The organism is Dyadobacter sediminis, from assembly GCF_005860765.1.
Taxonomy (GTDB): Bacteria; Bacteroidota; Bacteroidia; order Cytophagales; family Spirosomataceae; genus Dyadobacter; species Dyadobacter sediminis.
Genome location: NZ_VCEI01000011.1, coordinates 884,390 through 896,291, shown reverse-complemented (window position 1 = coordinate 896,291; position 11,902 = coordinate 884,390). Strand labels below are relative to the sequence as shown.

Here is an 11,902-nt window from a genome sequence, read left to right as displayed (position 1 = left end):
AAAAAGCGGGTTAACGTTTATGATTGCTTTTACATGTGCTGTTTCAAGCCGTTATGCAGTATAATTTATCTGTTTTAACAACTTGTCTGGTCACACGACGCGCCTTTGTGTCAAAGATTATGCCAGCTATACGTCTGCTATGCAGGAAGCTGCTGTGGAAAGTTGCGGCTTTCCAAATATTTTTATAGTGGGATAACGTAGCGCCAGGCTACTGATATTTTTTATCGGCAAGGATCGTCCGCAGAGCTGGTGCAGAATTGCAGATGCGCTCCACCAGACCTTCTTTATTGATGACCATGTGCGTCGGGTACCCGCGAATGTTCAGCTTCTGGTTTAAATAGGTTTTCTGATTTCCAATAACCTTGTAATCAAACTTCCGTCTGGCCAGAAATGATTTGAGTTCGGATTCGGAATCAAAGGCGAGGCTCAGGAACAGCATATCGTTCCGGTTGCTCTTGCTGGCCACCAGTTTGTTAAGCTCGGGCATTTCCGCGACACAAGGCTTGCAGCCGATAAACCAGCATTTCAGGATCACAAGTTTCCCTTTTGTATTCTGTGCGGTATACCGGTTTCCGTTTATATCTGTGAAATTAAAGTCCGGAAGTGCTTTTCCAAGCTGCTGATAATCCTGAAAGTCTGAGTAAGCGACACTTTTCAGCGTGTTTCTGATCGTTTCATCTGCGTTCGGTTCCAGCCTTTGCAGTTTGTATTGTGCCTCAGCGTTTTTGCCGACATATTTCAGCAGGATGTACTGGCCGGTGGCATATTGTGCCATAAAGGAATCAAGCGGTATCACATTCGAATGCGTATCAAATGGCGTAAAATCTTCGTAAAATCGGATATTCCTGCCATGGTACTTCCACCAGTTATTGAAACCCGAAGCTGCTTCGGATGTGCCGGATACAGGCTTTCCCAGCCGGTTGCCATCCGGCTCACATGCGTATAGGAAGGCCGTGACAAGAAAGCACAGGATAATCGTACAGCTTTTCATAGGTAATAACCGGTTTCTGTTGAATGTCTTTGGAAGATGTACAATCTGTTTCTTATCCCTTTTGCAAATGTGTTATAGCGGAAATTTGTAAGGAAGGTTGTAAATTGATTTTTGGTTAATTTAAAGAAATTATATGATCCTAAAAAGCAAAGGGTACAATATCCTGATTGCTGCTTTATACTTGCTTTGCAGCCAGGCGCAACTTGTGGCATCTCAGCCGGTCACCGATGAAAGTCATCCCAACGATTATTACTTTTCATCCCGGATTTTCAACTCTGTCAAAAAGGACAATTATTTTTTAACTTCCTGGCAATTCTCTTTCATCGGTGATTACCAAAAAGCGATTCAGTTTGCTGATAGCAGTGCCCGGATGTTTCCGGAACTCGCAAAGAAAGATTCTGATTATTTCAGAACATTCAGACCGGTTGCTGCAAACGGTTATATAGCGGAACGTGCTGCAAATGAGCAGATTGTTATTATCAATGAAGCGCATCACAGCCCTTTGCATCGGGTTTTTACGATGTCGTTGTTAGAGGATTTATACCATTGCGGATACCGGTATTTTGGTGCGGAAACAATAAGCTTCGCCGATTCGCTCCTGAATGAGCGGAAATATCCTTTGCAATCAACCGGCTGGTATAGCGTGGAACCTCAGTACGGTGAACTGATCCGGCAGGCGCTTAAAATCGGTTTTCAGGTATTTGACTATGAAGCGCGAACCATGGAAGCTTTTCAGGATGGCAAGCGCAGGGAAATAAGTCAGGCCCGGCATATCCAGGCTGTTCTTGCAAAAGATCCGCAGGCAAAAATTCTGATTCATGCCGGTTTTGACCACATTCGCGAAGATCAGGTTGGTGGAAGCTGGGGCAAGGCAATGGCCGGAAGGTTAAAGGAATTTACCGGAATCAATCCTTTTACGATAAATCAGGAAATGATGACCGAAAGAAGTTCCGCTGCTTACGAAAATCCGTATTATAAAATGGTTGCTGTTGATACGTCCAGCCTGTTTGTAAATAATAAAAACGAGCTTTTCAACGGACCTCCCGGAGCTGCTGCAAGGTTTGATGCAAGGCTTTTTCATCCCAGAACCAAGATGATCCATGGCCGTCCGGATTGGCTGTATCTGAACGGCAGACGAAAGCCATTCCCGGTCCGGGCAGAAGAGGGCAGGGCCGTGGTGCCGTGCCTGGTTTTTGCATACTACCTTGAAGAAGATCACCTGAGTGCGGTTCCGGCTGATGTCATTGAAATGACGGATCTGAAAGCGGATAACACACTGGTCCTTTTTCCCGGAAAATACCGGATCATCATGAGAAGTGAAAACGGTATCTTTCAGGAACGGATTGAAACCATTGAATAGTTTGCAAGTAGCTTTATCCGGTAAAAACGTTATATAATAAATGATCAGAAGATTATACTTTACGAAAATCAAACTTCATCAGGAATTCCCACGGCCCGTCCAGATAGCGCCATAGCTGAATGCCATGTACCGAAAAGCGGAAGGGTTGAAAATCCGGAATCAGTTCTGCCTGTAACTTCTTGGCTTCATGCGGTTCCACCTTGTTTTGTATGGTGATATGGAAATTTCTTTTCTGCCGGTCCTGATTTGTCAAGGATTCAAACCAGCCCTTCTGAAGCATCTGATGCAGCGCGGGTAGTTCGGGCGAAATAATTTTGAAGGCAGTGCCACCGCCAAGCGAAACGATCGACTGGGCAGTGACTTCAAACGGCTGCTGATTCGCTGCCATGTTTTTGGTATCTTCCACGATCCAGGGTTCATCCGGCAATGCATGAAAAAGGGTCAGATGTGCATCCAGATAATTACGTCTGGACGGAAAGTGCTGCCGGCGCAACTGGTTGAAATAATCCTGTGCCGACGGCGTAATGGCCAGCGTAGCAATCAGCGGCTTCTTTGCAGGCTGCTCAGCCGTAAGGCGCGTTTGTTCCATCTATAAAAATTTAATAAAGTCTTCCGGTATTATGTAGTAAAAGCAATTCAAACTTGTGTTCCAGTTCGCCTGATCAGTTTCTCTGGAGCATATTGCAGCAGGAAAGTCTTCCATGTCCTGGAAAGATTCAGCATAACGGTGAGTACCACCAAAAAATGCGTATATTTGTTACAGTCAGTTTCACCCGAGTCACTTTTCCGTCCGTTTTCCAGGTTGCCCGGTCAAGCCACTCAAATTCAGCAGCTTTTTATGAACAAATTGGATCTGGTAGCAAATGCAATCGCATGCCAGCGATTTTCAACAGATTGTGCTACCATCAAAAAACACATCCATGATCTGCAGATGAAAAACAACCGTCTTTCCATTGTCCTTGACGGGCTGCTGGAAAAACAGCGAATTTCAATCAACAGGATAAAAAACAATCTGAACATCAGCATGGCCGGTTGAAACCTTTGTACAGCACTTTCACAAGGCATTAAAGGCAAATCAACAATCCCAGCCGACGTAACAATCCACCACAATCCGGTTTGCTCCATTTCGGGCAACCGGTAGCAACACCTGTCAGGAAAATGCTCCGTAAGCATCAGAAATTATTCGGAGCCGCGCACTTTTTCCAGTATTCCATCATCACCCGGATCGTTTCCTTGATGTCATCAAATGCCCCGGGCTTCACGAAAAAGCCCTGTGCAGAAGTACTGTAAGCATCGATAACGGCCTGCTGGTTGATGGCTGTTGTGAAATACACGTACGGAATGCACCTTAAACTGAGCTCGGCATCAGTCTGGACTTTCTGCCTCAGTTCGAGGCCGTTCAGTTGCGGCAGATTGATGTCTGAAATAATGATAAAAGGCCGGTCGGGAGTGGAATAAAGGTATTCCAGCGCCAGCATGCCATTAGCAAAGTACATTCTTTTGTTTGGATAACCGAGTTCATTGAAAACTTCTTCCAGTACAAACTGGTCGTCCGCATCATCTTCGATTATGATAATTGTGCCACTCTTATCCATAAAAATTCAAAATCTTTTTGATCAGGTATCTATAAAAAATAATACCATTTGAATGATGTCCGCATACGGTGATGCGCTGGGACGATGCCAGGTCACGAAGTTTGTACGGTTTATCGGCCTTGGATCATTTGGTTCATGTCGCTTCAGCCGTAAAAAATGGTTTTTAGCAAATACGTTCATCCGGTTTTCCGGACACCGTTCAGGACGGTCTGTTGTTTTCATCAGCTTCCATGATTTCCTCAACCGGCCAGCCCATTGCCTTGAAGATATGGATACTGTTAAGGCGTACACCTGCTCCACAACTGACAACCTGCATAAAATAATTCTTAAAATCCATTCTGCGGTACTACGAATTTTTTACGAACAAGAGGTTCGTTCCAAGGTTGGTCGGACGGAAAAGAAGTGTGTAACATTACAGATAATGGTTGCGGTAATCCGGATGCAGTGCGACCTCACCGCAAATTTGGCGTATATCACTCACCGGCATCGCAGACCTTTATCGTTGAATATGCCAGCGCGGAAGTCAGTGCAGCGAACAACGATGTAAGAACGTTCTCGGCTGATGCACGCGTAAGTCAGCGTTTCATCTTTTCATCAGCAGTAAATGCACAAATAACCATGTTCTTGTAACCGGTAAATACATTTTTTACGTGAGAAGACTTTGTATATTGTTAGTAAACAGTAAATAAAGGTACATTTACACTTGTCAACATGATTGTTGGGATTCCATGTACCTAAAATTATAATTGTTAAAACTTTATGCATTCACATGTACTTACGCAACGTTTTCGTTACCCGGAAAAAGTTAATCGCTCCCCGGCTGCTTCCCGGCTTTCGGCAGGCCATTGTCCGGCGCAGCTTTGGCGTTTCCTGATCTTTTCATTAAGCCTGCTGCTTTCCATCACAAGCCTTGTCGCACAACCTGCCGTGGAATGGGACAAAATTGTGGGAAGAGGATTGTATCTGGCCACTCCGACTTCTGATGGCGGTTTGATTGCAGGCGTTTCAAATGAATCGGATTATCTAATTTTCAAGTTCAATGCTTCCGGGGTTAAAGAATGGGAAAAATCCTATGTCGGCAATAAAAGCGATCAGTTGTCGGCCATTATACAGACTTCTGACGGTGGTTATCTGCTTGGAGGGAGCAGCAATTCCGATGCCGGAATTGATAAGTCTCAAGATTCCTATTGGGCGGAGAGCAACGATTTCTGGATCGTAAAAGTTTCTGCCAATGGTACAAAGCAATGGGATAAAACATTCGGAGGAACTGGCAATGATGTTCTTACGACAATGAAACAGGCGACCGACGGTGGCTATATCATTGGCGGCTCGTCCAATTCAGGAATCAGTGATGTGAAATCGGAGGGGTCCAAAGGAGAATACAACGATTACTGGGTAATCAAGATCAGCTCATCCGGAAACAGGCAATGGGACAGAACCATCGGCGGAGCAAAGTCAGATGAATTATACAGCATAGACCTGACAAACAGTGGAGGTTACATTTTGGGAGGTACATCGTATTCCAACATCAGTGGAGATAAAACTGTAGACTCCAAAGGAAATTCGGATTACTGGATTGTACAATTGTCTGCCAATGGTTCAAAGCAATGGGACAGAACCATCGGCGGTATCAGTTATGATAACTTTCTATCTGTACAGCGTACGGCTGACGGCGGTTTTATACTCGGCGGTTTTTCACAATCTCCAACCGGTGCAGACAAGTCAGAAAATTTAATCGGAGTTATAGATTTCTGGATCGTTAAAGTGAATTCAGACGGGATTAAACAGTGGGACAGGACACTTGGAGGAAAAGAATGGGAATTGTTAAGATCGGTTATACAAACCTCTGATGGTGGTTTTATAATTGCAGGTAATTCTGAATCTTTCAAAAGCGGCAGCAAGACTGTGTCACGCAAAGGAAAAAGTGACTACTGGATTGTAAAAATAGGCCCGGACGGGAAAAAAATATGGGACCAGAGTTTTGGTGCGGGTGCCGGTTCAACAAGCCAACTGTTTGGAGCCTTTCCAGCCTATGATGGCGGATATTGGCTATGCGGAAATACGGATGGCTATGATGCTGCAAACGATAAAGCCGATTCCGGATCAGGCACATGGTTTGTAAAACTGCTGGCCGAATCAAATACCAGAAAGCTGTCATTTTCTGCAACATCACTGGAATTTACTAATACCGGAAATACAACAACGCCGCCTCAGACTGTAAACCTGACGGCAAATACGGGAACGACTGCCGTATCCGTTAAAAAGTCGTTTTCCGCCTGGCTTAACCTTCCCACAGCATCTTTGGGTTCCTTGTCATTCAAAGTGGATCCATCAGGAATTTTTCCGGGTAATTTCAAAACTGTTGTGAATGCTACTGCTCCCGGTTATGCACGCGCATTGATGACCGTTAATCTCCGCGTCAACGATGTAACTACGCCGCCGACACTGGAACCCATTGGCAACAAGGAATTGCTTGCCGGGCAAACGCTTTCATTTACTGCCACGGCAACAGCAGCTCTTGGGCAAACCAAGACATTTTCGCTGGTAAATGCGCCGGCAGGTGCTGCAATCGATTCAGCCAGCGGGTTTTTCAAATGGATAGTGCCCCAGGATGCAGGCGTGTATCCAATCACTGTAAGAGTGAGCAGCAATACTTCTCCGGTTTTGTTTGATGAAGAAACGATTGGCGTAAAGGTAAATATACCAATAGATAATACTGCAATCCGGATCAATGCAGGCGGAAGCGGCTATACAACGCCTGATGGCCGTTATTTTGAGGCAGACAGATACTACGGTGGAATGGATCGGGCAAGTTCTGTTAAGGATGTGGATATTCTGAATACAACGGATGATGAAATTTACAGATCAGGACGCTGCTCAGATAAATTTAATTACGCAATTCCTGTCAGGAACGGTACGATGAAGGTTACACTTCATTTTGCTGAAATTTTTTGGGGCGTTTATCCCAATCGTGACGGAAAACCAGGTCAGCGTGTATTCAACGTCAATGCAGAAGGCGTCAATAAGCTTGCCAATTATGATATTATCGCAAGAGCTGGCGGACCGTTAAGAGCAGTAAAAGAGTCTTTTGAAGTTCAGGTAATTGACGGATACCTTAATCTTGATTTCCTGGCATTACGCGACAAACCGAGAGTATCTGCCATTGAAGTTGAATTTCTGAGTCCGCTCACCGAGGTTACTTTATGGCCGGTTGCCGATGCGTATGTTCGCTATGGTACCAATTCGGGAACCAATTATGGTAAAGAAAGTTTGCGTGTTAAGGCAACTTCACCGGCAGATTGGGATTATACTTCTTACATTAAATTTTCACTGGATGATCTGGTAGAAATTAAAAGTGCAAAAATTCGCTTGTTTGGAGGAAATGTTGAAAGTAATAAAAGGGTCCGGATCGGGGTTATTGGTGTTGACAATGATGACTGGACAGAAATGGGAATCAACGGAAACAATGCACCAACCGGCGTTACAGCTACACTGGGATCTTTCGAATCGGAACGCAATCGAAAGCATTTTGAAGTTGATATTACAGAATTTGCTAAGGCACAGCTTGGAAAAGACAAAGTATTAACTCTACAATTGAAAGATATAAGTACTCGTAATAACATTGTGTGGTTTAACAGCAGGGAAGCTTCTCGTGATGCGCCAAAGTTGATTCTTACGGCAAATAGAGCTGTAAGTTCTGCCTCGCGGATGGAAAGTGAAGTTGCACTGGATGAAATTTCCGAACCTGAAACCGAAAGTTCGGTTATTTACCCTAACCCGGTACGCAGCCGGTTTACACTTCAGATCAGCAATCAGCACCGGGAAAATATCGCTCTTGAGATTATCAACGAAGCCGGTCGTGCTTATCCTGTCAAAACAACTGACGCGCTGCATGCGGGAACCAGGGCGGAAGTGAACATTGCCGATCTGGCGCTGGATAAAGGCATGTATCTTTTGAAAGTGCAGTCAGCAGCCAAATCCGAAGTACTTAAATTGATAGTGACGGAGTAAGAAGGATTTTAAACAAATAACTAAAAAAGCACTCGGCATTATACACGGAGTGCTTTTTTAGTTTAATCCTTTGACGGCCCGTTTTTTATTCCGATACAATCATCTGTACAACCTCCTCTTCTTTTTCAGACTTTACCCGTAGCAGATATTTGCCGGCTGGCAGCCTGAAATCGGACACGTCCACTCTCATTGTCTTTTTACCTGCTTTGTAATTCTCCTGTCTGAGCAGCCGGGTCTGGCCATTCAGCTGTGTAAGAAGTAATTGCGCATGTCCTTGGTGCTTATCGGAGATCTTAATGAAAAAATGATCCTTTACCGGATTGGGGTAAATGTAGGAATCGTCAGCAATTCTTTTTTCGGGTTCGGTGAATGCTGCAATCCGCGCTGCAGAGCTGCTCTGATTTTCAATAACCAGTTGCGGAGGATTGGTCTTGCTTTCCCGGCTCATAAAGTAAAGGCGTACATTGTCCTGCTTCGGATTGGTCAGCAGGAAGCTGGCGGTTTTGTCGCCCCCAAGCTGCGCTTTCACAAAATCCGTTACATCCAGTTCATAATACTTCGCCTGATTACTGACCTTTACAGAATCCAGTATTTTGCCGGAAGCTGCCGGTGCGTTCAGCCAGTTGATGCCCGTTTCAGTCCAGCCGTCATTACTGACTCCCGTTGCTGCCAGTGTAATATTCTTGTTGTTTTCAAAGTTGAAGCCGTATATCCTCAATTTGGCCGATGTAATTTTACTGATGCCCTCAAGCGGGAACTTAAGGTACGTTTTCCGCTGGTAGCCGGGCAGGCTTCCTGCTTTTATGCTTAGTTCAGGCTGGGTTCCGAAATTTGTTTTTTCATACGGGACATTGCGCGTATAGGCATCCGCAATCGGGGGCATAACCACGTCCTGACCGGCAGGCGGAAGGTATTTATAAAGTTCAATGCCCGTTTTTCCATCATCTGCGGACAGGAGCAACGTGCGGCCGATGACCAGCATTTCATGGATGATTGCATTGCCGTCCGGGTTCATTTCCACCGTCAGGTGCGTTCCTTCTGCCGTACCGTCTGTTTGCCACAGCTCCGTTCCGGTTTCAGGGTCAAGCATGTCAAAATAGAACAGGTTGCCAAACTTCACTGTCGATCGGATGATAAAATTTTTCGGAGTCTGGACCGTCGTCAGCATTTGGGTGCCTTTTACGGTTCCGTCCGTTACCCAAACCTGATCGCCTGATTGTTTGCCGTAGGTGATAAAGATCAGTTTGCCATTGATCTCGTCTTTTATCTGAACCGGCCTGTTTTCAACCCGGTACGGATCTCCGGCATCGTATACGTCAAAAGCGGCAAGCTGAAAAGTGCCGGCAGCAGTTCCATCCGACCGCCACAGCAATTCCTGCATGGCATTCTGGTTGTAAACGCTGAAATAAACCATTCCCATAGCCGTATATAGCCTGAAACGCTTCATATTTCCACCGGGGAAAAGATTTTTGATCACCGTTGTGCCCGCTGCTGTCCCGTCTGTTTTCACCAGAAGAAAACCGTTGGAAGTATTGGTAATGTAGTACAGGTTATTTCCCCAGCCAGCCATTGCTTCGGGCTGTGCCAGTATATTGCCTCCGCTGGAAATTACTTGTTTGATGATGCCGGTGCCATTTTTTGTCCCGTCACTTTTCCATAGCTCCACGCTGTTGACAAAATCCCACTCCCCAAAGTAGAGTTCCCCTTTGAATGCATACGGAACCGTGTTTCGGAATGATGGACCGAAGCTTTTCAGCAGAATGGTTCCTCCCGGCTCGCCGTTGGTTTTCCACAAGACAACAGATTGCAGCGTATCTTCTGCATACCTTATCTCCTTGAAGTAAATCGTTCCGCCTGCATGGAACAGACTGCTGATTCTTCCTGTTTTCAAGTCGGGATGCTGGATACGGATGGTACCGGCAGTGGTTCCGTCACTTTTCCAGACGTCATTGTTCATCAGGAAAAAGAGGGTTCCGTTAACGGCTGTCAGGTAGTCAATGTTTCTGCTGAAATCCGAACCCATGTTGATCTTTAACCGTATTGTACCCGCTGCGGTGCCATCGCTTTTCCATAGTTCATCATCGTTTTCCACATAATATAATGTTCCGTTCACGTTGGTAAATGATCTTGGCGGCCGGTTGGTATTGACTGAAGTCGAGTTGACTAACTTGACGGTGCCGGCGGCCGTGCCGTTGCTTTTCCAGAGTTCATATTTCGTGTTTACGGAAAGGACGGGGGATGCAATAAAGAATGCTGTTCCGTTTACATCCGTCAGTTGTTGCGGCGTAGAGCCTTCGGACGAAGTCCGGTTTGTAATTGCTACGGTGCCCGCAACCGTGCCGTCTGTTTTGTACAACTGATTGCCATGGCGCGTTATTCCAAGAAAAAAAACCTCATTTTTCACTTTGCCCAGAATTTCGACTTTCACGGAAAGCAGCAACTGCGTTCCGGCCTGTGTACCATCGGACACCCAGAGTTCATCGGAATCGGGACCAGCCGGAAATACGATTTTGCTGCCAATTGCAACCAGATCATTCTGGCCCACAAAAGTATATCTGCTGACCTCTGCATTGCTTACCGGAACCGTTCCTGCTGCGGTGCCGTTGCTTTTCCATAACTTCCATCCGGTTGCATCGTGTGCTTTGAAATAAAGCGTTCCGGCTACATGGACAAAAGCGGTGGGATCGGAGGAGTTGGCACTTCCGGGATTGATATCCTTGACCAGAACGGTTCCCGACGTCGTGCCGTCCGATTTCCATAGTTCCTCGCCCGTAGCCGTATGCCTGGCAGAGAAATACAAGGTTTGTCCGACTACAAGCGGCTCGCGGAGCCACTCAAAACCGTCTTTAACTACGGTGACCGTTTTGCCGTTTATGCGGTAAAGGCTGTTTCCTTCTCCAAAGTAGATGTTGTTCCCCATGAAAACAGGACGGATAAAACCCCTGGGTACAACCGGCCCGGGCACGGTTCCGGCAGTGGTGCCGTCACTTTGCCAGAGTACTGCCGGCAAATCATAATCTTCTTCATTCCGGATTACAAAGTAGAGTTTTTCGTTGAAGCTGAACAGCTGGTCGGGAACGGATTCACCGGAACCTGAAATGCCAAAATCTTTCACCAGCACGGTTCCGGCAACAGTTCCGTTCGTTTTCCAGAGCTGACGGCTTTTGATTTCATCGGAATAGGAAAAATAAATGGTCCCTTTCACATTTTCTAGGATATCGAAATACCCCGAAGCAAATGTGCCAAACCTGCGTAACCGGTAAGTGCCTTCTCTGGTGCCGTCACTGCGGTACAGCCAGTCCTGTCCTTCATATTCCATTACAAAGCAAACGTAATTTCCGCCGCCGGTCAGATAGGAGGGATCACCGCGGTGGATGCTGTTGACATCGGTCAGCCTGATGGTGCCATTGTCGGTGCCGTCGCTTCTCCAGAACTGGATTCCTTCTGTGTTGTTGCCCGCAAGCATAAAGAGCATGTTGTTGGCAACAGCCTGTTCACGGGTAGAAAGACCTAGACCGGTTTGCGTTGTGTTAATATCTTTTACCAGTTCAGTTTGCTGGGCAGTCAGCAAGCGGGGCAGTACCATGGCAATCGTCAAAACAAGTAGTCTGATTTTCATAGCTCGGGCTGTTTAAGGTATGCAGGTATATGACCATATTTTATTTAAATATATCCATTTATTTACTGTGTTGTTCAAGTTAAGTCACTAATTTTCAGTAGAGTATATATATGCTTTTCCAGTGGTTGAAGTGTTGGGTCCGGGCACCTCGGAACACTTCCGAACCAGTCGGGTATGCATGTACGACTGGAAATTGCATATCGTAAATCATTCCGTATTAAACCTCCTGAGTGTTTATCCTTTTGATCAGTATCCGCTTACAGCTAAAAGCTGGTTGCCCATGGCTGCAAATACATGCAAATAGAATTTTATAACTGAATAATGGC

General features: G+C 45.8%; 9 protein-coding genes. 4 read left to right on the top strand and 5 right to left on the bottom strand.

Going from position 1 to position 11,902, the window contains the following annotated elements:
- Positions 1-208: 208 nt before the first annotated feature.
- Positions 209-991 (bottom strand): TlpA family protein disulfide reductase, encoded by a 783-nt coding sequence (locus FEM55_RS04475; RefSeq protein WP_138280089.1) that lies wholly within the window; start codon positions 989-991, stop codon positions 209-211.
- A gap of 133 nt (positions 992-1,124) precedes the next feature.
- Here FEM55_RS04475 and FEM55_RS04470 point away from each other — a divergent pair, with 133 nt between their 5' ends.
- Positions 1,125-2,351 carry a hypothetical protein gene (locus FEM55_RS04470; protein WP_138280088.1) on the top strand — a complete coding sequence of 409 codons (1,227 nt, stop codon included), beginning with the start codon at positions 1,125-1,127 and terminating at the stop codon, positions 2,349-2,351.
- A 52-nt stretch (positions 2,352-2,403) separates the two neighbouring features.
- Here FEM55_RS04470 and FEM55_RS04465 read toward each other — a convergent pair whose 3' ends face one another.
- Complete coding sequence (locus tag FEM55_RS04465) at positions 2,404-2,940, bottom strand: 2'-5' RNA ligase family protein (protein ID WP_138280087.1); 537 nt, start codon at positions 2,938-2,940, stop codon at positions 2,404-2,406.
- A 249-nt stretch (positions 2,941-3,189) separates the two neighbouring features.
- On the opposite strand from FEM55_RS04465, the gene FEM55_RS04460 reads away from it, so the two are divergent.
- Positions 3,190-3,387: a hypothetical protein gene (locus FEM55_RS04460; RefSeq protein ID WP_138280086.1), complete on the top strand. Its 198-nt coding sequence runs from the start codon at positions 3,190-3,192 to the stop codon at positions 3,385-3,387.
- A 136-nt stretch (positions 3,388-3,523) separates the two neighbouring features.
- Here FEM55_RS04460 and FEM55_RS04455 read toward each other — a convergent pair whose 3' ends face one another.
- The gene (locus FEM55_RS04455) at positions 3,524-3,946 is read right to left on the bottom strand and encodes a response regulator (protein WP_138280085.1); all 423 of its coding nucleotides are present in this window, start codon (positions 3,944-3,946) and stop codon (positions 3,524-3,526) included.
- Positions 3,947-4,145: 199 nt separating this feature from the next.
- Positions 4,146-4,283, bottom strand: coding sequence for a hypothetical protein (locus tag FEM55_RS24865; protein WP_171036461.1), 138 nt, complete (start codon positions 4,281-4,283; stop codon positions 4,146-4,148).
- 107 nt (positions 4,284-4,390) lie between these two features.
- On the opposite strand from FEM55_RS24865, the gene FEM55_RS04450 reads away from it, so the two are divergent.
- Complete coding sequence (locus tag FEM55_RS04450; RefSeq protein WP_138280084.1) at positions 4,391-4,576, top strand: hypothetical protein; 186 nt, start codon at positions 4,391-4,393, stop codon at positions 4,574-4,576.
- 129 nt (positions 4,577-4,705) lie between these two features.
- Positions 4,706-7,957 carry a CBM96 family carbohydrate-binding protein gene (locus tag FEM55_RS04445; protein WP_138280083.1) on the top strand — a complete coding sequence of 1,084 codons (3,252 nt, stop codon included), beginning with the start codon at positions 4,706-4,708 and terminating at the stop codon, positions 7,955-7,957.
- An 85-nt stretch (positions 7,958-8,042) separates the two neighbouring features.
- Here FEM55_RS04445 and FEM55_RS04440 read toward each other — a convergent pair whose 3' ends face one another.
- On the bottom strand, positions 8,043-11,576 hold the full coding sequence (locus tag FEM55_RS04440) for an ELWxxDGT repeat protein (RefSeq protein WP_138280082.1): 3,534 nt from the start codon (positions 11,574-11,576) through the stop codon (positions 8,043-8,045).
- Between the last annotated feature and the right edge of the window lie 326 nt (positions 11,577-11,902).